Below are 26,892 nucleotides of genomic sequence, written 5' to 3'. Positions count from 1 at the left end.
GGCCGAACCCTTCTTACGCGGCGCGCCCGAACGTGCGGGCGAATGCCGAAAGTCGAAGTCACCATCCCCGACGACCTCGAAGTCGAACTGGAGCGTATCGTCGACCAGGGCGAGTTCGTGAACCGGAACGAGGCCGCAGAGGAGATCCTCTCGCTCGGCCTGAACGCCTACGAGACGGACGCCGGCGCGGAGGCCGAAGGCGACTTCTACGGCGAGGAGATGCAGGAGACCGCCGACCGCCCGCTCGACGACGACTACGAGTTCTAGCCCGGGACCGCCGTTCGGCGCGCGGCGGTCGCGCGCCCGCTACGGGGCCCGCTGGAACTCTCCACAACGTTCATATGCGATAGGTGAGAAGAACGTCGCAACTGAGGGTTTCACGCTGGGAGTCGAACAGCACCACGATGATTCGCGCGACGATGTCCCCGTTCCGAGCACCGCTTCCAACGTCCTCCTCCTCGACGACGACGAGACGGCCTGCAACGCCCTCCTGACCGCGTCCGAACCCGGTGACGAGGACGTCGTCGTCGTCTCCTGGGACGGCCGCGTCGACGAGCACCTCGTCCGGTGGCGAGCGGAGCACGAACACCAGCCGAAGAGCGTCTTCGCCGTCGCCGTCGGCGAAATCTCCCGATCCGCCGCGGCGCGCGCGGGCACCGACGACGGGCCGAGCGTCCGCACCGGCTCGACCGTCGACGTCCGCGCCGTCGAGGACCCCGCCGACCTCACGCAGGTCGGTATCGCGCTCACCACCTTCCTCGACAACCGCCTCGACGGCGAGGACCGCGAACTCCTCGTCTGCGTCGACTCCCTCACCGAACTCCTCGCCCACGTCCCCTTGGAGCGCGCCTTCCAGTTCCTCCACGTCATGACGGTGAAACTCTCCCGCGAGGGCGCGGTCGCCCACTACCACCTCGACCCCGACGCCCACGACAAACAGACCGTCGGCACCCTCACCCAGCTTTTTGACGCCGTCCTCGAACGCCGCGACGGCGAGTGGACGCTCAGAGAGCGCTGACGTTTCGGCCGGTCGCCGAACGATTTTTCTCTCCTGTCTGTGACGTCCCGGTATGGACTCCGAGCATTTCCTGTTCATCTCCGCCGACGCGGCGCTCATCACCGACCTCGCGTGGCAAGTCCACCGGGAAGGCCACGACGTCAAATACTACATCGAGGGGGAGAGCGACAAGGAGATCGGTGACGGCTTCGTGCCGAAGACCGACGACTGGCGGGCGGAAGTCGAGTGGGCTGACGTCATCATCTTCGACGACATCTGGGTCGGCTCCGACATCGGCACCGGGAAGCTCGCGCGGGAACTCCGCGAGCAGGGGAAGGCCGTCGTCGGCGGCACGCCGAACACCGACCACCTCGAAGAGGACCGCGGGTACGCCATGGAGATTCTCGAAGAGCACGGCGTGAACACCGTCGAGCACCACATCTTCCACGACTTCGACGCGGGCATCCAGCACGTTCAAGAACACCCCGCTCCCTACGTCATCAAGCCGCTCGGCGAGGTGCAGAACGTCAAGCGCCTCCTCTACGTCGGAAACGAGGACGACGGCAGCGACGTCGTCGACGTCCTGAAGGCGTACAAGAAAGCGTGGGGTCACCGGATGAAGGGCTTCCAGCTCCAGCGGAAGGTCGAGGGCGTCGAAGTCGCCGTCTGCGGCTTCTTCAACGGCGAGGAGTTCATCGACCAGGTCAACTTCAACTTCGAGCACCATTTCGGGGATCTATTATATAATCCGACCGCGAGTGTTGACGCACAAACCGATATTACCGCGGCTTAAACCCTAACAATGGAATCCAAGAATTTCCTGTTCGTCTCCGCCGACGCTGCACTGATTACCGACACTGCGTGGCAAGTCCACAAGGAAGGCCACAGCGTGAAATACTACATCGAAGCCGAACACGACAAGGAGATTGGGGACGGCTTCGTGCCGAAAACGGATGACTGGCGCGCTGAGGTGGAGTGGGCTGACGTCATCATCTTCGACGATATCTGGGTGGGTCCGGATATCGGGACAGGCAAGCTCGCTCAGGAACTTCGTGAGCAAGGCCACGCTGTCGTCGGTGGAACACCGAATACCGATCACCTGGAAGAGGATCGCGGGTACGCGATGGAGGTGCTCGAAGAGCACGGTGTGAATACGGTTGAACATCACATCTTCCACGACTTCGACGAGGGCATCAAGCACGTCCAGGAGAACCCCGCGCCCTACGTCATCAAGCCCCTCGGGGAAGTCCAGAACGTCAAACGCCTGCTCTACGTCGGCAACGAAGACGACGGCAGCGACATCATCGACGTCCTGAAGGCGTACAAGAAGGCGTGGGGCCACCGGATGAAGGGCTTCCAGCTCCAGCGGAAGGTCGAGGGCGTCGAGGTGGCCATCTGCGGGTTCTTCAACGGTGAGGAGTTTATTGATCAGGTCAATTTCAATTTTGAGCATAAGAAATTATTCCCAGGGAACATCGGGCCATCCACTGGTGAGATGGGGACGTCGATGTTCTGGGCAGCTCAGAACAAGCTCTTCGAGGAGACGTTCGGCAAGATAGAGGGCTGGCTCGCCAATGAGGGGTACGTCGGGAGTATCGACCTCAACTGCATCGTCAACGAATCCGGGATCTATCCGTTGGAGTTCACGCCGCGCTTCGGCTACCCCACCATCGCGCTCCAAGAGGAGTCCTTTGAGTCCGGCACGGGGGAGTTCTTCTACGACCTCGCGCACGGGAACGACCCGGAGCTCAAGGTCCACAACGGGTATCAGATCGGCGTGCGGGTCGTCCTGCCGCCGTTCCCGTTCGATGACGACAAAACGTACGATGAGAACTCGCGGAACGCGGCCGTCGTCTTCGAGACCGAGAGCCGTGAAGGCATCCACCTGGAGGACGCGAAGAAGATCGACGACCAGTGGCGTGTCGCGGGTGACAACGGGATGCCCATCGTCGTCACCGGCAAAGGCGACACGATGCAGGCAGCGCGCGAACAGGCCTACGACCGCATCGATCAGATCGTGATGCCGAACATGTACTACCGGGACGACATCGGCGAACGGTGGATCAACGGGGACGGCGACCGCCTGCAGGCGTGGGGCTACCTCGGACCTGCTGATAGTTAGACACCGAGCCCGAATTTGTAGATCTCGTCAAGGTATCGGTCTTTGATGTCTTCGTAGTACGTGTGGACGTATGTGGCGAGTGAGTCATGCTCGTCGCTGTCGTAGCTACCTTTGTGTCCTGTCATGTACTGGACTTTTTCTTCCTGCCAGTGCCGTTCGTTTCGAAAGAGCGTTGAGAACCGGTGACGGCCGAAGTGCGAGGTGATACTTCGGTACGGATCGTCCTCGTCAAATTGGAATTCCGGATGGAAGTGGTCTTTCCAGATCTCGTTCACCATCGAGTTGTTCATCTGGTTGTGGCGAGTCGGGGAAAGGAACATCCAGGGTTTCCCGTTGTCAGGTCTCACGAGAAGGTACTCGATGAGGAGAAGTCGCAACTCGTCGTCTAACGGGAGTACCCGAGGGACACTCGACTTGTTCATCTCCCGATCTGGTGGAATGTAGACCGAGTTTGGTCGGTCGCGGACTCGCCTGTGCGTCCCCATCTCGTCGTAGTGATCCTGCAGTTCTTGATGCCGGATATTGATCTCGGACAGCTTGATGTTACATAGCTCGCTTGCTCGGAGACCAAGCTTCAGTTGCGTCACGATGACGCTCCGATCTCGCCAGTGATTCACGTCTTGCAGCACGTCGCGGAGTTCCGGAACCGTGACTCGCGGCGGTTCGTCCGCGTCCTCCGGCGACAGGTATCCCTTCTGTAACTCCTTGGCAAACGGATTGAATGCGTCGTCGTGGGGGAACGCCGCGTCGGACTGCCAGTATTCGAAGACGCTATTCAAATGCCGGATCTTCGGTTTGATCGTCGCGTCCGAATTTTCGCGTTCGTTTCGAAGGTACGTGATGAACTCGACGACATGGCGTTCTGATGGGCACGCAGGGTGGCGATCCTGGCGTTCCATAAAGGTCTTCCACTGTCTGATGGGCGTCGTGTAGTTGTTGATGGTACCCTGGGGGGTCGTTTCGTAATCGATGAGATCGTCGAGTGCCGCATCGAACGGTTCGAGTTCGTGTTCGACGAAGGTCCGCTCGAACTTCGAGAGCGGATCTAAGTCTTTCTCGAACGCCTCAGCGATCTCTCTGCGTTTCTCGTTTGTCATTTGAACGACCTCCTGTCGAACGACATGACGTGATCCCAGACCTCCCTGCATGCCGGGTAGTTGGCTGAAGCCATGAGGACCGGGTTGTATCGATGTGGGTATTCAGTATGCCACACGAGCCAGTGATAGAACCGCTTGAGGAACAGCCAGTACGGCTTGTACGCCCGCTCAAGTTGAACCTCGTCGAGGAGCCCATCGATGAACGACTCGACATCCTCCGGTGTCGCTGCTGCGTAATGCCTGCCTGTGCCATCGAGATGGTCGTCCCAACGGTCTTTGACGCGACGGGCCTCCGCACGCTTCCACTTCGAATCAGAGTGAATCTCGTTCCACTCCGACCAGACGTCCTGGCCATCGATACCGGCGGCAAACGACTCCAGACGATACTCTGCCGGCACCTCGGACAGCGACTTGTACACCCCTAACCGCTCCTCGATTTTCGTCGAAACCACTATTCGTCGCCCTCAGTTGGATAGAACGTGTCTCCATCGCGCTGTACCCGTTCACCCTCAAGAACATCCAACTGACGACTCACCCGTTCGGGCGTCGAATTCATGAGGTGCTGGACGATCTCGCTATACTCGACACCGGGGTTGTTTTCGACGTACTCGGCTATCGCTTCGCGTTCTCCTTGGTAGAGCGCAGTTTCCAGCTCCCGGACGCGCGTCCGCGTGGCTTCCAGTTCCTGGCGAAGGTCGTTTCGTTGTTCTCGGAGTTCGTGAGCGTCTTCGTCGCGTTCAACCGTCGGGGTGAAGTTCTTCATCCCCGCCTCGACCATCCCCTGTACCCATTCGGAGAAGGACATGTCCATCTCGTCAGCCTCACTCCGCCAGCGCTTCAACTGCTCATCAGTTGGGTAGGTCGCCACGTGGTTTGGCATGAAACTAATTTCTAAGAATTACTTTCCCGACAACGAACATAGTTCTTGTCGACAAGCCATATCCGGGTGAGTTCAAATCACCTGTTGAAGCACGCTATCGAGACGATGCAACACCGCTTCACAATCACCGTCATTTCTCGCAGTCTCGCGCAGCTCATCGAATAAGTCAGCCAGCGTCGTTACGATTGGGTTCGCCAGCGAGGTCGGATCGATTACCGGGAGGCCATGCAGGGCGCTAATGCTGAGTTTTTCGTAGCCGCCTTGCTGCGTTTGCGTTTGGGTTTGAATCACTCGTGCTGCGACGGGACTATTCAGGTACGCGAGTAATGCCTTCAGTTCCGTTTCGTCGAGATGTACGTCAAAGAACCCACGGAAGTTATTGATGTTCCGCGCCGAGGTCTCGTTGAGGACGAACCTGAATCCGTCCCGCCCTGCGTCTTGCACTAAGACTTGTGGCGAGGGTTGTCTACGTGGCCGATACCAGTATTGACGCTTGTCGATTACGTTTGCCCTGAGGGACTTGTGTACACTCTCCCGTAGGTACGACACGATATTCAGTACTTCATCGTCGCTGTTCCTCGGGAGCGAGTCCGGGTCGAACAGTACCTGATGCTCGAAGTCGTATTGACAGTTCTTGATTTTTGGCAGCTCGTCTGGGTCGAGCAGCCACACCTCCTCGCCAGCACCTCGTAAGTTCTCCCAGTCTTCGGCGGTGAAGTCGTAGCCAGTGACGACCGCTGGTTGACGAATGAGTCGTGACAAGTGTTCTTCTGAAATTCCGTACTCATCAACGTCGTTTCTGGTGAGGCAGAAGAAATTCACATCACCGGTGGATTTCCCGCGATGGATTGTGGCGAGCTCGTTCAAGGACGTGAGTGCGCTTGTATCGACGTCGCACGGCGCGAATAACGCCGCCCAGTTTTCTCTGTCCGCGAGATCCGCTTGCGGCACGTGATTGATCGTTCCCCACTCAGTCTCACCTTGGTCACCGTTCCGGACCGCGTCACGAAGGGTACTCGCATCAACAGACTCGTCGACACGAATGAACCGCGTGAGGGACTCCTCGCCGGTGGCGCTCGTTTCTAAGAAGCTAAGGAGGGCAGTGACCTGCGCGTCCTCAAAAACCGAGTCACCGTCGGGGTTGAATTGGACGAGTGCCTTGATCGAGAACTCATCAAGCAAGAACTGTTTGAGTGATGTGCCATACGCCCTCGTGAGGAAGCTGTCCGGTGTAAGGAACGCCGCACGGTCACCCGAGGACAAGAACGAGCGAGCGTGGTACAGGAAGTACGTGTAGAGCGGTGACCGAGCACTGATCTCGATCCCCGTTGATTCCTCTATGTTCGCGTTAATCCGGTCTTTGTACTGCTTTGGTAGCGCGTCACCGCTTGTGTACGGCGGATTGCAGACGACACCCTCGACGTCTCGTTGTAGGTCGTCCGGCCGAACATCGAGGAAATCGCTTGTCTGTGGTTTATTCGCCTGTCCGGAGAGGGTTAACGCAGTCGCACCCATAACGAGTGAGAGAGGGCTGCGGTCGATTCCGTTGACGTGCGCTGGTTCAGTGTTCAGAACCCAGCGTGGATGGTACGAACTCGACAGTATTCCTGCCCCCATCCCCGGATCGAGGAGGTGACAGTCACCGCGGGCGGCCCAAGACTGCATGGCTTCCGCGATTTCGGGGGGTGTCCTGAACTGCCCCAGCGACTGTCGGTATTCGCTCGGTGTCACTGCCGCGTAGATCCGGCCGATGTCTGCAGCTGGTTGGTTGGAGTAGAGCAAGCGATCCCTGTGAGTAACTACGGAGGCAAGTACGGTCTCATCAGCTAACTCGGCGATGTCGTCGAGAACGAACGTATCGAACGCCGGGTTATCTGTTCGCTCACTCGCGTTTCGAAACGCCTGTTGTATCGTCTCTGAAAGAGGCGGAACATCACCCCGGTGCTGATACCATTCGTACAATGCCGCTTTCAGTAGAACACTCAGGACGGCGTGCCGCGCGACAGTTCTCTGCACCGTCCCGGTTTCGAACGTATCGAAACCGTGGAGATCGCACCACGCCTCAACTCGTGTGCGAAGTGACTCCGACAATTCCGTATCGAATGACGGGGTGATGGTACTAGCTGCTAGTTGAATGTCGTCGACGAGCTCCTCCGTGACTGCAGGAATGAATGATTGGGAGACTGGGTCCCATTCGTAGTGGAGTTGATCAAGCACTCGGTCAGTGAATCGCGCCTTGACGTCTGGCTTCCACACTGCAATTCCGACGTCGGCGGCAGTGCGGTACAGTTCTCGTTTCGAGAATGGTGACGGAATGTTATGACCGTCTCTCGTGAGTTGCTGGATCACGGCGTCTATCTGTTCGTTCCGACGTGCGTCTCCTCCCACTGGAGTGACTGGAGAGTGTTCTATCCCGCCGCTCGTTACTAGGGACGGGATAGAGGTCGATGGATATCGACGAACATTGCAACCCGGCCTTCGACGGTGAAGGTGAGGGCTTTCTACTGGGTCTCCCATATACCTCGCTGCGGGAACGATCCGCAGTACGCCGACCACTCAGAGAGTGGGTTCCGAGGCAGCCGCTCGCACTACGTTTCGATCAACTCGCCGAATTCCTCGACGATGATCTCGCCGTCGATGGCGCGTTCCTCGCACCAGTCTAGCGCGGTCTCTGGATCGACCAGGTTGAGTTCTTCTCCGCTGGTCCGGCCGCCTTCGTACGGGTCCGAGTATTCGGTTGCTGCACCGCCCTCGCAGTGGAGGAAGTACTCTGGCTCCTCATCCGAGGTTTTGTACAGCGTTTCGATGAGGTAGTGGTAGTCCCCTCGGTCCGTGTTGGGAGCGTGTTGTGCGATCTGTTCGGCTTCGTCGGTATCGTACAGTTTCCTGTTGATGACGCGTTGCATTGCACACCGGCACAACCGCCAGTTGTATTTAAAACCTCGCCCTCGGAAACCCTGATTTCTACCGAGGCAGGCCGTTAGAAGCCAAAATCCGGACTGACAGCACGGGCAGCCGACTGACAGTACGACCATATCGCATATCATGACAATATACGTACCTCTTCACCCGCGAAAAGACGGTGAATCACTCACCACACCGCGCGCACCACCCGGAATCCCCGCCATCCTCGATGAAACCTTCGTAATCCCACTACATCGCCGAGGATGTACGGACTATGGAAGACGACACTCACACAACACACTCAACGACACGATCTCCAGGACCTAGAGACAGGCGCACTCACGCTGGCGTGAGGAGATCGTCGATATCCGTTACGCTGAGCAGTGACCAGGAGTCGTCGAGGTGTTCTTCGAGCCCGTCGACGAACCCGCTTTTGGAGAACAGGGCGAACCGTTCGTCTCGGTCAGCCGGTCCCCACCGGACGTGCTCGGCCTTCGCTCGGAGGCTCTCGACGAGGTCTTCCCCAACTGGATCTGTCGTCCACTTACATTCGGCGAGGAGCACTCGGTCCTCGTTCGGTGCCAGCCCGACGATGTCGATCTCTTCCTCCCCGTACCACCAGCGACCAACCTCCGAGTACGTGTCGAACGTGCCGCGTCGAATCCCTTCCCAGACGGCTTCTTGACACACGTCTTCGAACGTGGTTGCGACGTGCGTTGGGAGGTCCGGCTGGATTGTCCCGTCGTATACGATCTCCGGTGCCTCCTCGATACTGGATCGATTCGGCTCGACATACCGAAACCAGAACCGAAGGAATTCGTCGGCCACCCGGTACCGCGACCGCTTCGATTTCTTCCCCGAAGCCGTGACTGGGACGTCTCGCTCGATGAGCCTGAGTCGGCGCAGTGTCTGGAGATACTTCGAGAGAGGTCCCGCGTCAATCCCCGTTGCGCCGGAGATCTCGTTCGGTGTCGTATGACCGAGCGCGACCGCTTCGAGAATGCTCATGTACCGCGCCGGGTTCCGAAGCTCGGTCCGCAGAAGGAACTCCGGCTCGTTGTACAGCACCGCAGACGGTGACAGCACGTGCGACCGAATGTTCGCCGCGAGCGACTGCGTGTAGTCGAACAGCGTGAGGTACATCGGGGTACCACCCGTGACGGCATACGAGCGAATCGCATCCTGGATGTCGTACGAGATGACCTCTCGGGCTTGTCGAAACGAAAACGGCGTCACGTCGAGCTGCGCCGTTCGTCGCCCGTACAGTGGACTCTCGTGGCCCAGGATCTCTGACTCCATCGTACTCACGCTCGACCCACAGAGGACGAGCATCGAATCCGTCCCGTCGAGCTCCTGGTCGACGAACCCTTGCACGTACGACGGGAGTGAATCGTTCTCTGCAACGAGATACGGGAACTCATCGATGACGATGACGAGATCCTCCTGCTGGAGTTGCTCCCCGAGATACTCGAACGCCTCGTCCCACCCGTCGATTCGCGGGACGCGCTCGTCGAAGTGGCCTGCGATCTGGTCGAGGAACTTCTCTCGCTGTCTATGCTCGGCCTCCTGCGCGGCGAGGAAGTAAATGTGGGGACGGTCAGCACAGAACTCTTTGAGGAGCTCCGTCTTCCCGACGCGACGTCGCCCGTACACGACGATGAAGTCCGAACCAGGGGACTCCCTCGCGTCGGTGAGTGTATCGAGTTCCGCCTCCCGGTCGTAGAAGGTCATACTCTAGATAATGATTACTACGATAATGACTTAAGCGTTCGGTCACCCAGCCCCAACCGCCCGTTCCTCGGACTGCGAACAGCCTGCCGAACCACGCCCGGCGACAGATTCAGACGAAACAGCACTGGTCACTCCTCAAATCCAGGACCGACAGTGAACGACCCCGGCGCACAAGTCAGTTGGTTGTGTTGGCACCACTGGCAGTGCTCACCAGCAGTGTACCGACCGAACGTGAACTCGGCAATGCGGGTCATCGACGCCGTCACGTCGTCCCTGACTGCCGCCAGGTCATCATCGCTGAACGTTCGGGATTCGATCTTCGGCCCGATTTCGCCGACGTACGCGTACCCAGCACGCGTCACTGGCTCGTCGTACAGGTCACGGCACGCCAACAGATAGATCGGGAGCTGCTTGTCGTCGTCCAAATCGCGGTGCCGTTCGGTGGCCTTGTAGTCGATGACGACGAGCTCATCGTCCGGCGTCCGGTAGACGGCGTCGATGTACCCGACGAGATCGTGGCCGTCGATATCGAGTTCGAACTCCCGCTCCGCGTCAACGATCTCGTAACTGGGAAGGTCTAACTCGAAGTACCGGTCGATACACTGTTTTGCGGCCGGGAGCGCGTCCTCGACGCGGCGCTGACTGGCGAGACGGTCGCAGATCTCGTACCACTCCTCACGCTGTTTCACGTCTTGGTTCGCGGCTTGCTCTGCGGTGTCGTGAAACAGCAACCCGATGTCACGTTGTGAGACACCGCTCCCGGCATCGCTCTTGGCCGCAGGCTCCTGATAGTCGGGGAACGCGTTGACCACGTAGTCCAGGTAGTGACTCCGCGGGCACTCCTCGTAGGCTGCCAGCGACGTGTAGCTGTGCGAGATCGATGGTGCTGGCGTCGATGGGCCGGTCAGCGACGCAACGTGGAGTGTCTCCCGCTCTGCTCTCGGGGAGAGATCCCCGTTGAGGGTGGCTGTTGCGAGAGCTAGCACGCGGTCGCGCCCCGTCTCGACTGTTAGTTCCTCTCCGTCGTGATTGACGGTCCCACCAACCTGCCCGACAGTCTCGCTCGCCAGCGTGTCAGTCCAGTCTCCCGCAGCATCGGGGAGACACTCTTGGACGTCAGTCCAGAGCGGTAGTTGCCCGCGCTCAGGCTGCCACGGAATACTGGACGGGATGATCTCGTCGACGGCCTCCGTAACCGGGTGTACGTCCGCGGCATCGTCGTCGTCCTCACTGCCGCCCTGCAAGACGAGGACGTCTTCGGCGCGCGTGATTCCGACGTGGAATACGCGTCGCGTCTCACGGGCGTCACGCTCGACGAAGTCCTCAGCGAACGCCGTCTCCGGGCCGTCCGAGAGCCCGGTTTCGAGCGCGTCGTACGCTCGTGAGCTTGGCGCCCACTCGTCGGCCGTGACTTGCGGGACGAGGACGACCGGGAAGTCTAGGCCCTTGCTCTTGTGGATAGTCATCACGTTGACCGCATCGTCGGCGACATCCGGCTGACTCGTCGGTGTCGAACCGCTCTCGTCGAAGAGGGAATCGTAGTGGTCGAGCGAGTCGATGAACTCCGGGGTGAGCGGCGGTTGGACCGCACTGTCCCCGTACTGTTCAATGACGTTCTCTAACTGGGCGAGGTCGCGGCGTTCCTGCTCACTGAGATACCACTCGATGTTCGTGATGTCCGTGAGCTCGCGGTACAGGTGACTGAGAGACGCCGAATCCCGGATATCGAGAAGTTCCGTGACGTGCTCGCGGGCCTCTGCGACGCGGTCAGGCTCCTCGAAGTCCTTAAGCGGTGTTTCGCGCAGTGTGTCGACGAGCGGCTCGTCACCGGCATTGAGCGTGCGGAGGTCCGCGTCACAGAGCCGATAGCGCATCAGGAGGACCCGGTTCCAGCTCACCTCGTCCTCGGGTCGTGCGAGCGCTTTCAGGTAGGCGGTGACGGTGCCGACGCCGACCGATTCAGAGGCCAGATCACCCGCTACTTGGTACGGGATGCCCGCGTCCTCGAACTCCTCGATGATGGGCGTGGCGTGCTTGTTCTTCCGGACGAGGAGCGCGATGTCGCCCGGATCGTACGCCGCATCGAGGTTCTCCGCTTCGCCGCTCAGGAGGTTCTGCACGACCGTGCGGAACTGGGCCGCCCCGTCTGCATCGTCGTCCTCGGCAGGGAGTTCGACGGTGGCGACGGTATCCCCGTCGTAGTCGGGTTCGTCGACTCGTGTCAGTGTCTTGTGGCGTTCCCGGTGATCGAGCTTCTGGATCGCTTCGTTCGCCAGGTCGAGGATCGGCTGTCGGGAGCGGAAGTTCTCCTCTAAGGGTTCGTCGTCGAGCGCGGTGAACGCGCGGTCGAGTTCGTCGGTGATGTTGGCGACGTGCGCGCCGCGCCACTCGTAGATCGCCTGGTCGTCGTCGCCGACGACGAACAGGTTGTCGTCGGTGACGAGCGACGTGACGAGGTCGAACTGGAGGCGGTCGGTGTCCTGGAACTCGTCGCAGAAGACGTAGTCCCAGCGCTCGGCGATCTCGTCGCCGACCGGCGACTCCATCAGCGCGGCCGTCTCGACGACGAGGCCGTCGAAGTCGATGAGATTTCGCTCGTCGAGTTCACGCTCGTACGCGGCGTACCCCGCCGTCAAGTCACGGGCCGTGAGGCAGTCCGAGAGGAACGAGTCGAGATGGTCCGTGAGTTCGAGGTCGAGGTCGTCCGGGATACCCGTCGGTGCGCCGCTCGCGTATCCACCGAACAGGTACTTCGGGAGCTTGTGTGCGTTCTCCGGGAGTTCCCGCTCACCGGCCTCGTGCGCGTCGAACGCGGCTTCGAGCGCGTCGCAGAGCTCCACGAGCCGGTCCAAGAAATCGCGTGCGGTCGCTTCGATCCCCTCTGTGCCGAGCGCGTCGCGTTCCGCGACGAGGTCGGCGCGTACGTCCGGGAGCGAAGCTCCGACCGTGGAGACGGACTGGCCGCCGAGGTGGTCGCTGGCGATGGCTCCGATGCGCTCCGGGAGCTCCGCGAGGTCGTAGACGCGCTCGGCGGGACCGAGGAACGCGTCAATCTTGTCGGGCGTGATGCCGCTCCGCTTCATCGATCCGATGAAGTTGAGGAGCTTCGACGCCGCGCCCGACGCGTACCCGTCAGAGCCGTACACGTTGGGTTTGACCGAGCGGTACTCGATCTCGTCGAGGACGTCCAGCACGATGGCGTACTTTTCTGCGTCGGTGGCGACTTCGAAGTCCGGGTCGAGCCCGGCTTCGTAGGCGTAGTCGGTGAGGATCTCGTTGCAGATCGAGTGGTAGGTGTAGGCGTCGATGTCGTAGCCGGCGGTGCCGAGTTTCGCGTTGAGCTTCTCGCGCATCGAGTCCGCCGCGTTGTTCGTGAACGTCAACGCGAGGATGCGGTCGGGCGAGACGCCCTCCTCGTCGATGAGGTGCTCGACCTTCCGAACCATCGTGAACGTCTTCCCGGTGCCCGCGCCGGCGAGCACGCGCATCGGATATGCGTCCGAATCGATGATCGTCTCCTGTTGGGGCTCCGGCGAGACGTCCTCCTCCGGCGTCGGGTACCACGATGGGTACTCGACGTCACCGTCGTTCATTGCTGGACCTCCGTGGAGAGGCGGTCGGGACACATCTCTCGGTAGTCGCAGTCCGGGCACGCCTCTTCGCCGATGACGTCGAACGGCTCCGGTGCGAACGCCTCGCTCGTGATCCCGTCGTGTGCCTCCCGGATGAGCGCCCGAATCGTGTCGTAGTGCTCCGCGTAGATGTCTGTCGTCTCACGGGGATAGCCGCGAGCGGACACCTCGTAGCCGTCGGGCGTGCTCTCGAACGACGTGCTGTTGAGGAGGCCGTAGAAGCTGAACTGGACCGTCATCCCGTCCTCGTAGAACGGTTCGTTCTTCACGCCCTCGACGTACGTCGCCGTCTGGAACGCGTTCCGTGCGCGCTTGGGCTCGTGGGCCTCACCGTCGAGATGGTCGGAGAGTCGCTCGGCCGTTCGGCCGGATATCACCCCGCGCGTGTTCCGCTTGTAGTCGAAGACGTGGAGTCCCTTGTCCGTCCGGATCACGTTGTCTGCTTTGCCGTGGAGGGCGCGCCCGTCGATCTCGCATTCCACCCAGACCTCGGTGGCGACCGACCGGCGCGCGTGCTCGATGCCGTCACCGCCATCGGGGTCGAAGAACGCGTCGATAGCGGCGCGGTTCTCTGCACGCTGGTACTCCCGGTGCGCGTTCGACTCGTAGTCGTCCGGACTGCTGTGTTCGTCCCACTTCGTGTCGAACACCCGCATCGCTCGGTTGTGAATTGTCTCCGGGTCGTCGTCGCGTTCGGTCGCGTCACAGACGTCCTCGATGGTCTCGTGGTAAATCGTCCCCTGGTTGAGGTAGAGTTCCGTGCGGTCGGGCGTGGTCACATCTTGGACGTAGCCGTAGTCGTACTGCCGCGGGCACGCCGCGTACGTCGCCAACCGCGATGGGGAAAGCGCGCGTTCACTCATCGCCGCACCTCCCCGTTGGCGAACTCGACGCGCGCACGCAACGCCTTCCGTACCTCCTCACCGCGCGCCCCGCTCTCGTCGAGTAGCTCCTGAATCTCCCCAAGTTCCGCCTCGATGTCGTCGAGCGACACCGTCACGTCCTGACTGTTCGCGCGCCGGACCTCCGCGAGCGCGTCGTCCACCCGCGAGAGGAGATACTCTTCGGCGGCCTGCTCGCTCGTGATTCCAGTGTCGGCAGCCTCGTGCAGCCACGGGAGCGCGTCGTACGCCGCCGTCAGGAAGCGAGAGGCCTGCGCGCGCTCTTCGAGCGCCGTGTCCTCGTACTCGTAGAGACAACAGTACAGCCGCTCCGTTGCGACGCCCGCACCGACAGCGAGCCGCCTGCGCGCGTGCTCGGCATGATAGCGCGCGAACGGCCGACTCGACGCCGTTGACTCCGTCGGGAACGTCGCTTCGACTGCGTCCGCGTCAAGGTCCGTCACGCCCGGGTAGTCCGGCATCGCCGCGACGCGCTCAGTCGGGAAGAGCCGCGTGAACGACGGGTCACCGGGATACTCGGCGTCCGTGAGATTCACGAGAAACACCGCACGATATGACTCGTTCTTCAGCGCCTGCACGTGATCGACGCGGACGCCACCACTCAGGTCCGTCGCGCTCGTCTGGTTGTGCTGCGGCGCGTACTCGTGCGCGCGTTCCAGCATCTCCTCGTACGACGCCCACGTCGCCTCCAGGAAGCCCGTGTCTTCGAGGAACGCCGCCATCCGGAACGCGCGACGGACGTTCCCGAGCTGCGCACGCGCATCGAGCGGGGACGCGCGCTCCGCGATCCGCTCCTTCAGCCCCGCGTCGGTCGCCCACCACCGAACCCCGTCGTCGAGCCGGTCGAACGCCGCGACGCGCTCCACGCGATCCGCGTCGAGTTCCGGCCCGTGCTCTACCGGCTCCTCGTCCTCGTTGGCGGCGAGGTGTCGAACGACGGCGAGCAGCTCGCGGATCGCGGGATCGTCGCCGAACCCCGTGACAGTCGCCGACTCCGTCGGGAGCCCGGCGCGTTCGAGCGCGTCGATAGCGTCCGTCACCGCACTCCCGCTCTGCTTGGTGGCGACCGCGACGTCCTCGTACGTCCAGTCCGGCCGCGAGACGAGCGCCTCGATCTCGTTAGCGACCGCATCGAGCTGGTCGTCGCGTGAGTCCGTAGCGAGCACGGAGACGGAGCCCGCGTCCGGCTCGTCCGGTGCCGTTCCCTCCGCAAAGTACGTCGCCGTCGCGGCCGGTCGCGCTGGTGGTGGCGCCGCGTGTCCGCGTCGCGTCTCGGTGAATGAGACGTACTCCGTGACGGGGCCGGGGTCCATCCACGTCCGCCGCACGCTCGCGTTCTCCTCCGCGATGCAGACCAGCTCGCGGTCCGCCGCCAGCGCGTCGAGGTACGCGCGGTCACCCGGGAAGAACTCCTCGAACTCAACCGCCAGCACCGCCTCCGCGTCCACGACGTCGCCGCGTGCGTCCGACGCGAGGACCTCGTGCGCCTCCGAGATGAGTTGGCCGCGCTCCATGTGGTCGTGGTCGGCGAGCCAGTCGTGGAACGCATCACACGCGCGTCGGAGATCGCGGAGCTCCGGCGTCTCGTCGGGGTGGGAAGATTGCCACGAGAGCGTATCGATCACGGTCGCCGCGTCCTCGACGAACGATGGCTGTGCGGACGCGCGCTCCAGATACTCCGAGTTCCAGTCGTACCCGTCGAGGAACCGATGGAGGAGTTCGCGTCGTAGGGCGTCGGAGAGAACGGTACGGTCGTCCGTCTGGTCGAGTACGTCCGTCGCGTGCACGACGAGCGACGTCACCCACGGCGTCGCCGCGCCGGGTAGTTCTGCGTCTAAGGACTCCCGGAACGCTTCAGTACTCGTCGGCGCACCCGTGATCACGAGTATCTCCTCAGAATCGTGCTCGTCGAGGAGCGTCCGGTATTCGTTCTGCGCTGTTCGTTCGACGTTTTCGCTTCCGAATGGTACCGTTACTAACGTTCCATCGAACTGCCGGGGAGATATGTGATTAGACATGGTTGTTACCCTCGGACGAATCGTGTGACCCGGGACAGAACACCGTCGTTGTCAGCTCTTGTTTCGGTGTCGCGTCGTGCGTTTTCGATGATACTGGGTTCATCAATCCAATTCTGGAACCTGTTTGCGCTTTCAAACTGGACTGCCGGCCCGTAAATACTCGCCCGGATGTGGGGTGGCGTGGCTTTCTGGAACTCCCAGCACTGCTGTTGATCCAGATTCGCTGAGAAATCAGCGATGATGCGTCCATCGTCTTTGAAATCGAGTTCACACAACCCGTCGGATAGCGCGCTGATCCATTTCCGACGCCCTGGGTCGTGTTCCTGCTCGGCGGGTTTCTCCAGCGGCACGTACTCTGGTGGTTCCTTCTCGGCGTACGCGTACAACTCTGCGAACACGTCCCGTGCATCCGCGAGCCGGTCCGACTGGTCCGGGAGCGAGATATCCCGCTGCAAGAATAGGTGAGCGAACCACGCGAACAGATTACAGCCGTCCGCCTGCCCTGCGATCTGCGCGGCGGCTTCGCGTTCGTCCTTCTCCAGTTCGGAGAAGTTCACGTTGAAATCCAACGTCTTCATGCGAGTCCGGAGTTCGGATTTGGGCTTGGTTGAGTCGTTCGAGGAAAAGATGAACGTCGGCATTTGGATGGAACCGTCCCACTTCCCTTCCCAATACGACTTGATGATGTCCCGGTCGATTTTCGACTTCGCCACGTCGTCAACGATGTACGGGAAAACTGTGTCGGACGCACGAGCACGCTCGATATTGTTTTTGACGAAGTCGTCCCCGGTTGTGACCTCCTGCACGTACCCGTTCGAGATGAGTCGCGCTCCGAACCGCAGGAACATGCCTTTCCCGCTGTCGTTGTCGCCGTGAAGGAATAGGAACGGTAGGTCCTTGTCGAGCTCCGCGGATTCGTATTCGGCGTAGTGATGGGCGCAGTAGTTAGCGAACGGAGCCCAGCAGAAGTAGATAATCCCCTCGTAGAAGTGTGCCCGTGTCTCCTTCTTGGTCCGTGTTTCGCCGAACTCACCGACTGTTTCAACGTAGTTTTCGATCAGGTCGAGCGCGTCAGCGACTTCCTGCGGGTCATCCGGAAGAGGAGCCGTTAATTCGAGGACCGAGTCGTCAACCCGCAACCCGACCGTCTTCTCCTCCCTGTCGACGTTCAGGTCCGGGTATCCGGTGAAGGTTTCTTTGTACCGTGCGATACCGGCTGGCGTCGCTACGATTTCACCGTCGTTGATACGGATGTTATTAGCGGACAGCGTGTCGTCCAGATTCGAGATAGCGTCTTCAAGCCCCTGCGGAGAGAGGCGCACACGCTTGTCCGGACTGATCTCTGTTGGGTCAGTATCCGTATCTTCGGCGGCAACCACAGCCTTCTCTGCTTCTTCGGCGTCTGTGACGACGTTGTACGTGTTGACTTGGTCGTCGTCAACCGCTTCGTCAAGACGGGCGTTCAGCTCGGCGACTGGGTCGTCACTGAACTCGTCCCCGCCCAGCCAGATGTCGTAAATCTTCGCCTCTTCGTCTGCCGTTTCGGCGTCTTCGATCTCCTCCGTGAGGTCTTCCATGAACGGCGTCGCGTAGTCCTTGTGGAACGCGTAGAGCTGCTCGAACCACTCGTCGACGGGCGTATCCCCGTCAGTACGCCACGCCATGTTGACGTTGGTTTGTTTGCTTCCTTGCCAGGCCTGCTTGGAGAGGTTCGCCGACCCACAGATGAGTGTACGAGACCCGTCCTGATTCTCGACGATGTAGAGCTTCGTGTGGAGAAGGACACGCGCAGAATCAATGGTCTGGATGCGGAGATCACCGTCTCGACGGAGTGACTCCAACTGTGCGGCGATTTTCTTCGCGTTGTTCGTGTTCTTCAGCGACCGCCGGTAGTCGTCGTGCTGGTTGTCTCCAACGATAACCTCCAGTGAGTCAACTGCGAGGTCCCGGTTCTGAAACATCTTGTAGATGAACGCGGGGGACTGACTGTACGTAACGCAGTAGACGTGTTGGGCGTCACCGAAGTAATTCAGGAAGCTACTCCACGATTTGTCGGCAGCCATTTCCAGATCGGCGGTGCTGCCGTCGTCGAACTCGACCGTTGCTTCGAATTCTGTTTTGGTCATGTGGAAGTCACCGGTGTGTTGAAAGTGGATATGTCAGCCTGTACTGGCGTATGGTCAGATATACGGAACACCGCGAATGACGCTTCCCTTGGTGAGGTAGCCTTTCATGGCGAAGTCAGCGCACTTGTCGGCGTAGTACGTGGTGATGGGTAGCCGGGTGGAGCGGCTCAGCGACCCGACGTGCGCTTCCGACAGCCAGTAGGCCTGCTCCGCGAGCGTGTCGAGGTCGGTCGATCCGTGACGTTTCACGATTTGCAGTGGCCGCGGCGTGCCTGGACTGCCTTCCTTCCCGCCGGTCGTGGTCAGGTAAGAGTGGTCGCCATTGTGGACGTGGAAGGCGACGCCTTTGTCCGCGATATCAAACCGCGAGTTCGATTCGTCGTACTCGGCGATCCGGGGGTTCCCGGATTTCCGGATCTCGACGAGGTCGAACCGCTGGATGAGATCGCGGGCTTTGTCGAGACGGGTGATGAGGCTCTCGACGTCGAGGTAGAACTTCCCGTCCCGATGGATGACCACGTGTCGCGGCGGTCGGCCTTCCTCTTCGGCGAAGATCTCCAGGACGTGCTTGATGACGTTCGCTACGTCGTCCTCGTCGAACGTCTCGCCAGACTGCTTCGTGACGGCCTCGGACGCGAGGATGGTTCCGTCAGCCATAATGACGTTCGCGGCCGCACCAAGGTGCTGCTTGGTCGCGTGGTCGTACGTTACGTCGAGACCGACGAACGCGTCAACGCCCCCGGGAACGTCGTCGATACGCCACGGTACACCCCCTGCTTTCCCGATGAGGGACGAGCAGATGTTCCCACGGTAGTTGTCGTTGCCGAGATTGTCGACAGAGATCATCTGACTCGGCACGCCGAGTTGCCCGAGCCGCCGCTTGAACTCAGGATACGGGTCGTCGTAGTCCGCTGCCGCAGCCTCATCTGCATCCGGCACAACGATCAGCGCGGCATCGTAGTCACTCGCTTTCTGCGCGTGCGAGGAGTAGTGGAACTCCGAGCCGAGTTCGTAGGTGTCGCGGTCGAACGCTGTCGGACTCGCACCGTACTCCGCGAGCTTATTGAGCAGTGAGAGGACGTACGGCCGCGCGTCACCCGCTTCATCTTCAGGGGACAACGCGATGATGTCGAACGACTCTGGTGCCTTGTACACGCCGTAGCCCTTCCGTTCCAGGCCACCAGCCCCGTAGAATCCTGTCTGTCCGTCACCGAACCGCAGGTTCGGTCGGTTCCGGATCTGGTGTTCTCGGTACCCGGCGTTCGTGGGCTGCGGGACAGGATCGAAGTCGAAGTAGGGAGTCGGGCCGAGCAGGTCGACGAACGACGTGACGACGTTGAACCGTTCTTCGGGTTTCATCCGGCTCTCGTTGTGGATGACGTTCAGGAACGTCTCGTCGACGCGACCCAGTTGGTCGAACGTTGGGATGACCTTACAGTATTCCAGAAGCTGCGGGAAGATCGAATCCGCGCCGCTCCCGTACTGCAAATCGGCGATAATCGGGTCGCCAGCCCGCATCGAGTCGATGACGTCCTGCTCGACGTGCTTCTTGTGGTACTCCGACATCGGGACGCCCGGGCCATCGAGTACATCGTCGTAGTCCATGTCGACGACTTCCTTGACGGTCGCTGTCCGGGGGCTATCGTACAGATCGGTGTCGTGCTCAACAGACACCTCGGCGATGTCGTGACCACGTCGCACCCAGTCCGCGGCGGAGAACGTCGATTCTAGGTGGTATGAGACGTTCACGCCGCAAATTACGGTTCCGTCAGCGTCGACGCGAATTCGGCACTTGTACTTCCGATATGCCTCGAACAACCCGCTGTTCGCAGTGCGCTGCGGCGTGGGCTCGATGATTGAATCGATACCCGATACCTCGAAACGGCCAGTGACGGCGCGTTTCACGTCCTGCTTGACGAACTCTTGTAGCGGGCCGTCGTCCGTGTACGAGCGCGCTTCCAGCGTCGTGTCACCCTGGTATACCGGCTGGACAGTGTACCCGTGAATTGAGAGTGTATCGTGGAGTTTCTCAGTCGCGTAGATCCGCCGCCGGGACGCATCGGCCGTCGTCACGGGGCTCCTGATCCGTGATTGGTAGTAGTTCGCTGCTTTCGCCGTGAATCCCTGAATCCCGTTTGTGAAGTCATCGGGATCGATCCCGCTACTCTCGGTCGCTTGGAGTTCGTACTCGTGGACCGTTAGCTCCGGCAGTTCCCCGAGTTCGAACTGTAGCAAGTAGTTCCCGTCCGAGAGCGGCTGTTGATGCAGGAGTTCCCCACCGCCATCGGCTGTTGGGCGCGGACTACTATCGACCTCGCGTCCGCGAACGAACCGTTCACCGTCGGGCGCGGTTGAAGCCGGTGTGGACGCACTATTCGCCTCCTGCCTTGCCGCCCGCTCTGCCGGTGCTCCTGAGGCCTCATTACTTGCGGACGTGTTGTTCTCAGCAGCGGCCGGCGGGTCATTTAATCGCGTGACGGTGAGGTCGTACCCTGGGTTAAGTTGCATCTCACCCCGGTATTCGTTCCCGACGACGTCCTCCAGGAGATACCACTCCCCGGTCCGCCACTCGAAGTCCGCCACGTCATTGTTGTGGAATACGGTCAGGTCTACCCCTGCACCGTTGACGTCTTCCAGTTGGATTTTCCGAGCGATGGCATCGTGGTTCCACTCGTCAATCCCCGTGACGAGCAGCGCGATGTCGATCTCTTCCCCATCCTGGATATCGGCCTTCACTGCCATCTACGCCAACCAACTCCCGCCTAGAATAAATAGGTTTCCACTAGGCGAATCCAAAACACGGTAACTAGATTTTAGCGCTAATACACTCAGAGAACACGCGTTGGTCCTGTAAGAGAGTTATCTTTGAGACCGGCACGAGCGGGTTCAACAAGCGGAAATCCGCCACACAAGGGTTCACAGACAGTTCAACAACAGCAGAAGACAAATAGGGACATCAAGATGCATGAATATATGTGCTAGGCCACGATAATCAGCGCTATGCTTGGGACAGGGAGCGCAGAAGAGTTCATCGACGACGCCGAATACCACAACGAGTGGTGGAGTAACGGGGAATCTCCAGAACTATCGCAAGTCACAGACCTCACCCCTCGATCTGATTTCCACCGCGTTCTCAAAACGACGAACACCCACTACACGGACGACACCAAGAGCCTCGTCTACGCAATTCACGGCCAGACCGGAATCGGGAAAACCACACTACTTCACCAACTTGTCGCAGCCCTCCTCAACACGACCGACTTCCCGCATCAAAACACAGAACTTGAACTCGTCTCCGCAATCGAGCCGCGGCAAATCCTCTACATTCCTCTAGAAGACTCTCTCTACCAGCTTGAACGCGCAGGCGACGACATCAACCGTCTCAAACAGGTCATCGACTACTTCCAGACGCACGTCGCACCCCGCCAAGAACGAACGTTCATCCTCCTCGACGATGTCCAAGCCCTCGCCCTCGACGACGAGGAGAAAGGGGAGTTACTCGACATCGTTGACGAGAACACCTACGTATTCCTAACCGGGATCGTCGGCTCTCAAGTGGATCTCTCCACGACCGAATCCGCTGACAGCGTCGAGGAATTCGAGCTATGGCCGATCCTCCCAATGAAATTCATTGACACCGTTCAAATCGGCGCCGGTCTCGGCGGCGATCTCGACGAGGAATTCCGAACCCGACTCGAACAGTACCAATCACCCGACTTAGACGGGCCATCACCAATCAAGACGATTCGAACTGGGCTGTCCGGAAAGGACCCCGAGACCACGCTCGACACGGCAATTGAGACGCTCTCTGAGCTCTGCTTCGACATTTTCAACGCAGACGACCGAGATAACCTTCACGACGCCGCGCGCGCATACCTGCGCACTGGCGGGACCCTCCATCAAACGGACGACCCAGCGATCCGGAACGAACTCTCCAAATCACACTTCCTCCTCTTCCTCTACAAGGAACTCGCTAAGTACCGATCCATTCAACAACCCGAAAATCTCCACCGACTCAGTTCCATTGCCGCCACGAACGCCGGTGAAGAACTCCAGTACACAGCCCTCAGTGACCAGATTGGTGTCGATAGACGAACCGTCGATAGCTACCTCGATGTTCTCGACGAAGGCATCGCCGTGACCGAATCCCAGGACTACTCTCTGCGACGTCACCGCCGCACCCGCCTATATCTCCGCAATCCACGCCATCTCGTCCTTCTCTCCCAACGGCAGGAACACCACGGCTTCGAAGTTCACGACCAACAAGACACCCTCAACCACGAATTCGAATACAAACTCGCCCGCACCGTCGCCTTTGACCACGCCAAACGCCTCGCCTTCACTATTGGAGCATACGATGTCGAATACACGGAAACCGAATCCGGCCTCGTTGATTACATCCTCCAGCGCGACGGGCACGTCCTCCCCTTCATCCTCTCCTACCACCCACACACGGGTAACGCCGAACCAATCGCTGAAGAATTCGACGCCGACTCCGGCCAACATACCAAATCAGATAGCGAAGACCTCCGAGACTTCGACTACAACGCACCATACAGGTTCATCATCAGCGACAGCCTGCCAAAGGACGTACGAGAAAATGAAGAACTAGTCGTTGAAAACGACGAGTGCAGTATTTGCTATCTACCATTCTGGTTATTCCTCCTGATCTGCTAAAACAGCCTCTTCTGTCTCTGTCGTCAGTCCATCCCAAGTAGCGGTGGCTTGACAGCCCTCAAAGGGCTGAATTCGTTCTTGCATGCGTTCGTCGGCAAAGCGTCTATACCCTCGCGCTGAGTTGTCCAGAGATGATCGGATGACTCCGACAGACGACTTCCGGCAGGAGTTGCAGACGCTTACACGCCGGTGGGAACAACTCACAGCGGTCCCCGACACGCCCCGATCACTGATGGACGTGATCGAATACTCGCTCGGATCACAACGAAAGGCCGAAGTCTACATCAATCGGCTGTTCGCGTACTTCCTCGACCCGGACCAACCACACGGGATGGATGCGGAATTCCTTCGCGCATTCCTCGACGGGCTGCCCGACACCTGTGGATTCGAGGAGGATACCTACGATCTCTCTGACGTCGTCGTTGACGACCAAGTACGACTCACTGAACAGGTCGACGGCAACACCGAATCGTCGGGGTTCGTCGATCTGAGCGTTCAGGTTCCGAACGAGTGGTTCCTTCTCGTCGAACTCAAGTTCTCTGCTGAGGATACCCAGACCAAGTTCTATCGACGAGACGTCACCCACATCGACGGAGCTCCCAAGACCGACTACGAATCCGGTGCGTACTACCTGTACCTCCATCAAGCAGACCGACCCGATGCGAATGATCCAGAGTTCAGCAACTGGACGTGGACCGGATTTCTCGATGCTGTCCTGACTGACTTCATCGTCGAGAACGCCCCCCGGTATCCACAGCGAACAGTGGTACAGCTCTACGAATTCGCGGACGATATCCGCTCGATTACCGGCATGTCAGAACCCACCGATACCGTTGACGAGAAGGTCGCACTGTATCTCGACCACTACGACGCCATCACTGACGTCACTGCCACGTTCGAAGAGCAGTGGGAATCGTTCACGCACAACTGGCCAACACGGCTTGCGAACCGTCTCACAGCCGCTGGCCACGGATCGATTAAATCGGAGAGCGAGCACCACGTCCGCTTCGGGTGTCGGGACGACGCTGTCGGCGACTGGTGGTTCCGGGCAACAAGCTCAGATTGGGGGATGCTCTTCAAACACGGGTGGTGGCGGCACACCGACGACCTCACCGACGTGCTCCACGACCGCCCCGACGACCACAACGACGCCAGAATCGGCTTCCACCACCGCCTCGAAAACGACCGCGAGAACGCCATCCGAGACCGGACACTCACACTGTACTTCCGGAACATGGGCGCGAACGATCAGTCGTTCATCGACGCCGTCTGCGAGCGCTTCGATGAACGCGCCGAGGCTATCGACGCTGCGCTCCCGGGGACAGCCAGTCGCACCGGCAACAAACGAAATCTGCTCTCAGCGGAGTACGACATCGTCCCCGACGAACACGACGATTTCTTCGCCGCGTACGTCGCCGCACTCGAACGAGGCGTCTGCGATCTGATCATCGAGAATCCGGAACTGATCGCTATCCTCGACGGCATCTACATTGAGGCGATTGCAGACGTCTATAATTCCGACATTCGGATGTCCGCCTCGAAGTAGGGGGACAACACCGATCCGAGAGCTTGACAGCAGGTCAATCTCACAGATACCTCGTACGCGAGCTTATCAACGACGCCCAGGAGCACGGTCGGTTGCTGTGTACGACTACTAATATCTTGATTGAGGCGGTATGTTCAATAACCATACACGCAACGTGAAGGTATCTGATGGATTCGACGAGTCAAACACCGGACCTCACTACTCACCAACGAACTGTTCTCGAACAGTGGCAGGAGGTAGCAAAAACCCAGCAGACCGGTGCCGAGTTCGACTTCAGTCAGTACGAGCGAACACAGGACATCGTCGAAAGAGCAGACGAGTTCATCGAAAATCCCACAAGAGACGGCTTCAAATCGATGTGGGACCGGATGAATGCGGCCAGCCAGCGGGGGAGTGCGGAACAAATCCTCTCAAAATGGGACGACTCTATCGCGGACCTCGCTAGTCTAATTAAATCGGTCCGCGATGCCGACCAGTACGATAGTAACTGGGAGACTCAACTAGGAGCAAAGGCAACGATTCGAGAGCTTTTCGGCCACCTCCACATCGACGAATATCCGATCATAAATGCCGCCACCGAGAGCGGGCTTAGGTTCTTTGGGCTTTGTTGAAATCCTAATCCTTTGATGGTTTTGAGCTGGAGAAGCAGTCGAGTAGATATATCATCGAGACGGGTTGGGGTGACAATTTCAATACGTACAATCGGTGCTTGACTCACAGAAAGAACTTACCAGTGAGTGTGCTAAACCAAACATATGCGTCCCCGAATCGCCCTCCTGTCGTTGCTAATCTTGAGTAGTGTTTCCTTGGCTGGCTGCACGGGAACACAGAATGGGGCTGGAACGACTCAAATGACGACGACACAGACGCCGACGGATACACCTGTGACGACTACCTCCACCTCAGCGATAACCCAAAACAACGAGTCTGTCCCACCGGCTGAAGTCAACATCTCAAATGTAACTGTTGAATCCGGCGGGTCTACTGTCCTCGTCGTTCACGCTCGAAATATTGGAGAATTACATCTCAACTCAAGCAATCACGACGGTATCGTGTTTGAGTATGAGAATGCAACTTTCACACCTGCCGCAACCTCCGCTGTTGCTACGTATCCGCCATATTGGGTGTGGAACCCGGTTCAGCCTACGGTGACGATTCGCTTACCGGTACACACGACCGGAAACACCTCTGTGGGGAAATACCAATTCAGCGCGAATGCGTGGAACACTACCAATCACACCCACGAGAACGGGGATGCCGATACATTCGTTATTCACGTAAAAAGCACGACCTAATACGCGCTGCATTTTGCACGGCTCCGCGAAGTCTGCATCAACCCCGGTCACTCGCAGCCCCCCACATCTCTCTTTCAGAGTGCTTTGTCGATGTTGTGAGCGAGGCAGCTGATAACGAGTTCACGGAACTGCTTCCACCAGTGTCGTGAGCGGACAAATGCGCCATATTTCCGTTTAATCCGAGAGTTCACCGTCTCATTCTGACTCCGTTGACCGTAGAGATCAGCATCCAGCCGAGCGTTCCACGCCTTGTGGAGCGACGAAAACTCGCGGTGCTTGATGAGCGGTCGAACACCATTACCACGAGCTAACGCGCGAACCTTCTGGTCATCGTATCCTTTGTCCCCAAGGAGAATAACGACTTTTCGGGCATTCCGCTTGATGAGCGATGGCGCGATCTTTGAGTCGTGCTTTCTGGTCGTCGTCACGTGTACGTCGAGAATCGCGTTTGACCTCGTGTCTACGAGGAGTGTGACTTTCAACTGCTGAATCGTCAACTTCGTTCGTTTCGTGTAGTGCTTCGAGGCGTGATTCCGGTCGAAGCCGGAAGCGTCGATACCGACGACACCGTTGGTTGGGAGAAGTGTGGCCGAGAGATTGAGAAGAACCCGCCAGACAGCCATATTGAGTCGATTGAACGCTTTACACAGCGTGGAGGGCGACGGGAGTTCCTCAAGGTCGATGGCGCTCCGAATCCGGGGCATTTCGATGAGTTCGTCGAGAAGCGTTCGGTACGTCGTATTCTTCCGAACCTTGAGACACAGCAGGACGATGTGCTGGTGGAGTGTATAGCGTCGTTTTGAGAACTTCGAGGAGTAGCGGGCGACAGCTCGCCGGGCCAAGTGGAACGCCTGCTCAACGAACCGGAGTAACCGCGACTTCGGGAGGGCCTGCATCTGGTCAAACTACCGGGCGAACGTGTGACTCTCTGAGGATTTCAACAGAGCCAGCAAAACAAAATCCCT

At 59.5% G+C, this 26,892-nt stretch carries 18 protein-coding genes and 1 pseudogene; 7 read left to right on the top strand and 12 right to left on the bottom strand.

The window, feature by feature from the left end; all coding sequences use genetic code 11:
• Nucleotides 1-42: 42 nt before the first annotated feature.
• From IEY26_RS11605 to IEY26_RS11590, 4 genes and pseudogenes are all read left to right on the top strand, one after another.
• A complete protein-coding gene (locus tag IEY26_RS11605; RefSeq protein ID WP_188979115.1) occupies nucleotides 43-267 on the top strand; it encodes a ribbon-helix-helix domain-containing protein in 225 nt (74 codons plus the stop codon).
• A 79-nt stretch (nucleotides 268-346) separates the two neighbouring features.
• The gene (locus tag IEY26_RS17835; RefSeq protein ID WP_449405268.1) at nucleotides 347-1,018 is read left to right on the top strand and encodes a DUF7504 family protein; all 672 of its coding nucleotides are present in this window, start codon (nucleotides 347-349) and stop codon (nucleotides 1,016-1,018) included.
• A gap of 52 nt (nucleotides 1,019-1,070) precedes the next feature.
• Nucleotides 1,071-1,721, top strand: a pseudogene (locus tag IEY26_RS11595) (phosphoribosylamine--glycine ligase); the annotation flags it as partial.
• 78 nt (nucleotides 1,722-1,799) lie between these two features.
• The gene (locus tag IEY26_RS11590) at nucleotides 1,800-3,119 is read left to right on the top strand and encodes a phosphoribosylglycinamide synthetase C domain-containing protein (RefSeq protein WP_188979110.1); all 1,320 of its coding nucleotides are present in this window, start codon (nucleotides 1,800-1,802) and stop codon (nucleotides 3,117-3,119) included.
• Here the strand turns inward: IEY26_RS11590 and IEY26_RS11585 are convergent.
• The 11 genes from IEY26_RS11585 to IEY26_RS11535 all read right to left on the bottom strand — a co-directional run bounded on the left by IEY26_RS11585 (nucleotide 3,116) and on the right by IEY26_RS11535 (nucleotide 21,151).
• Nucleotides 3,116-4,216, bottom strand: coding sequence for a tyrosine-type recombinase/integrase (locus IEY26_RS11585; protein WP_188979108.1), 1,101 nt, complete (start codon nucleotides 4,214-4,216; stop codon nucleotides 3,116-3,118). The genes IEY26_RS11590 and IEY26_RS11585 overlap by 4 nt on opposite strands.
• The gene (locus IEY26_RS11580) at nucleotides 4,213-4,668 is read right to left on the bottom strand and encodes a hypothetical protein (RefSeq protein ID WP_229774070.1); all 456 of its coding nucleotides are present in this window, start codon (nucleotides 4,666-4,668) and stop codon (nucleotides 4,213-4,215) included. Before IEY26_RS11580 ends, IEY26_RS11585 begins: the two co-directional genes overlap by 4 nt.
• Nucleotides 4,668-5,027: a hypothetical protein gene (locus tag IEY26_RS11575; RefSeq protein WP_229774063.1), complete on the bottom strand. Its 360-nt coding sequence runs from the start codon at nucleotides 5,025-5,027 to the stop codon at nucleotides 4,668-4,670. Before IEY26_RS11575 ends, IEY26_RS11580 begins: the two co-directional genes overlap by 1 nt.
• Before the next feature lie 141 nt (nucleotides 5,028-5,168).
• Complete coding sequence (locus tag IEY26_RS11570; RefSeq protein WP_229774062.1) at nucleotides 5,169-7,484, bottom strand: Eco57I restriction-modification methylase domain-containing protein; 2,316 nt, start codon at nucleotides 7,482-7,484, stop codon at nucleotides 5,169-5,171.
• Between the two features lie 200 nt (nucleotides 7,485-7,684).
• Nucleotides 7,685-8,002, bottom strand: a complete 318-nt coding sequence (locus tag IEY26_RS11565; protein ID WP_188979102.1) for a hypothetical protein — start codon at nucleotides 8,000-8,002, stop codon at nucleotides 7,685-7,687.
• 337 nt (nucleotides 8,003-8,339) lie between these two features.
• Nucleotides 8,340-9,731, bottom strand: coding sequence for an ATP-binding protein (locus IEY26_RS11560; RefSeq protein WP_188979100.1), 1,392 nt, complete (start codon nucleotides 9,729-9,731; stop codon nucleotides 8,340-8,342).
• Between the two features lie 128 nt (nucleotides 9,732-9,859).
• Nucleotides 9,860-13,324 (bottom strand): ATP-dependent helicase, encoded by a 3,465-nt coding sequence (locus IEY26_RS11555; RefSeq protein ID WP_188979099.1) that lies wholly within the window; start codon nucleotides 13,322-13,324, stop codon nucleotides 9,860-9,862.
• The gene (locus IEY26_RS11550; protein ID WP_188979098.1) at nucleotides 13,321-14,226 is read right to left on the bottom strand and encodes a RecB family exonuclease; all 906 of its coding nucleotides are present in this window, start codon (nucleotides 14,224-14,226) and stop codon (nucleotides 13,321-13,323) included. The genes IEY26_RS11555 and IEY26_RS11550 overlap by 4 nt, the downstream gene beginning before the upstream one ends.
• On the bottom strand, nucleotides 14,223-16,283 hold the full coding sequence (locus IEY26_RS11545) for a PD-(D/E)XK nuclease family protein (protein ID WP_188979097.1): 2,061 nt from the start codon (nucleotides 16,281-16,283) through the stop codon (nucleotides 14,223-14,225). The genes IEY26_RS11550 and IEY26_RS11545 overlap by 4 nt, the downstream gene beginning before the upstream one ends.
• Before the next feature lie 5 nt (nucleotides 16,284-16,288).
• Nucleotides 16,289-18,409: a phospholipase D family protein gene (locus tag IEY26_RS11540; protein ID WP_188979096.1), complete on the bottom strand. Its 2,121-nt coding sequence runs from the start codon at nucleotides 18,407-18,409 to the stop codon at nucleotides 16,289-16,291.
• A 54-nt stretch (nucleotides 18,410-18,463) separates the two neighbouring features.
• Nucleotides 18,464-21,151, bottom strand: coding sequence for a Piwi domain-containing protein (locus IEY26_RS11535; RefSeq protein ID WP_188979095.1), 2,688 nt, complete (start codon nucleotides 21,149-21,151; stop codon nucleotides 18,464-18,466).
• A gap of 258 nt (nucleotides 21,152-21,409) precedes the next feature.
• Between IEY26_RS11535 and IEY26_RS11530 the strand changes: the two genes are divergently transcribed.
• From IEY26_RS11530 to IEY26_RS11520, 3 genes are all read left to right on the top strand, one after another.
• Nucleotides 21,410-23,086 (top strand): AAA family ATPase, encoded by a 1,677-nt coding sequence (locus IEY26_RS11530; RefSeq protein WP_188979094.1) that lies wholly within the window; start codon nucleotides 21,410-21,412, stop codon nucleotides 23,084-23,086.
• Between the two features lie 82 nt (nucleotides 23,087-23,168).
• The gene (locus IEY26_RS11525) at nucleotides 23,169-24,632 is read left to right on the top strand and encodes a PD-(D/E)XK nuclease family protein (protein ID WP_229774059.1); all 1,464 of its coding nucleotides are present in this window, start codon (nucleotides 23,169-23,171) and stop codon (nucleotides 24,630-24,632) included.
• A gap of 167 nt (nucleotides 24,633-24,799) precedes the next feature.
• Complete coding sequence (locus IEY26_RS11520; RefSeq protein WP_188979092.1) at nucleotides 24,800-25,243, top strand: hypothetical protein; 444 nt, start codon at nucleotides 24,800-24,802, stop codon at nucleotides 25,241-25,243.
• A gap of 758 nt (nucleotides 25,244-26,001) precedes the next feature.
• Here IEY26_RS11520 and IEY26_RS11515 read toward each other — a convergent pair.
• On the bottom strand, nucleotides 26,002-26,823 hold the full coding sequence (locus tag IEY26_RS11515; RefSeq protein ID WP_188979090.1) for an IS5 family transposase: 822 nt from the start codon (nucleotides 26,821-26,823) through the stop codon (nucleotides 26,002-26,004).
• Between the last annotated feature and the right edge of the window lie 69 nt (nucleotides 26,824-26,892).

It is taken from the genome of Halocalculus aciditolerans (genome assembly GCF_014647475.1).
In the GTDB taxonomy this organism is placed as follows: domain Archaea; phylum Halobacteriota; class Halobacteria; order Halobacteriales; family Halobacteriaceae; genus Halocalculus; species Halocalculus aciditolerans.
The sequence above is the reverse complement of the archived record's forward strand: the minus strand, read 5'-3'. Positions and strand labels throughout refer to the sequence as shown.

Bases quoted from the DNA above. Each gene is read 5' to 3' on its own strand.
- IEY26_RS11605 (WP_188979115.1), top strand. From the start codon at position 43: ATGCCGAAAGTCGAAGTCACCATCCCCGACGACCTCGAAGTCGAACTG.
- IEY26_RS11590 (WP_188979110.1), top strand. From the start codon at position 1,800: ATGGAATCCAAGAATTTCCTGTTCGTCTCCGCCGACGCTGCACTGATT.
- IEY26_RS11585 (WP_188979108.1), bottom strand. From the start codon at position 4,216: ATGACAAACGAGAAACGCAGAGAGATCGCTGAGGCGTTCGAGAAAGAC.
- IEY26_RS11575 (WP_229774063.1), bottom strand. From the start codon at position 5,027: ATGGACATGTCCTTCTCCGAATGGGTACAGGGGATGGTCGAGGCGGGG.
- IEY26_RS11565 (WP_188979102.1), bottom strand. From the start codon at position 8,002: ATGCAACGCGTCATCAACAGGAAACTGTACGATACCGACGAAGCCGAA.
- IEY26_RS11560 (WP_188979100.1), bottom strand. From the start codon at position 9,731: ATGACCTTCTACGACCGGGAGGCGGAACTCGATACACTCACCGACGCG.
- IEY26_RS11555 (WP_188979099.1), bottom strand. From the start codon at position 13,324: ATGAACGACGGTGACGTCGAGTACCCATCGTGGTACCCGACGCCGGAG.
- IEY26_RS11550 (WP_188979098.1), bottom strand. From the start codon at position 14,226: ATGAGTGAACGCGCGCTTTCCCCATCGCGGTTGGCGACGTACGCGGCG.
- IEY26_RS11545 (WP_188979097.1), bottom strand. From the start codon at position 16,283: ATGTCTAATCACATATCTCCCCGGCAGTTCGATGGAACGTTAGTAACG.
- IEY26_RS11540 (WP_188979096.1), bottom strand. From the start codon at position 18,409: ATGACCAAAACAGAATTCGAAGCAACGGTCGAGTTCGACGACGGCAGC.
- IEY26_RS11535 (WP_188979095.1), bottom strand. From the start codon at position 21,151: ATGGCAGTGAAGGCCGATATCCAGGATGGGGAAGAGATCGACATCGCG.
- IEY26_RS11530 (WP_188979094.1), top strand. From the start codon at position 21,410: ATGCTTGGGACAGGGAGCGCAGAAGAGTTCATCGACGACGCCGAATAC.
- IEY26_RS11525 (WP_229774059.1), top strand. From the start codon at position 23,169: ATGCGTTCGTCGGCAAAGCGTCTATACCCTCGCGCTGAGTTGTCCAGA.
- IEY26_RS11520 (WP_188979092.1), top strand. From the start codon at position 24,800: ATGGATTCGACGAGTCAAACACCGGACCTCACTACTCACCAACGAACT.
- IEY26_RS11515 (WP_188979090.1), bottom strand. From the start codon at position 26,823: ATGCAGGCCCTCCCGAAGTCGCGGTTACTCCGGTTCGTTGAGCAGGCG.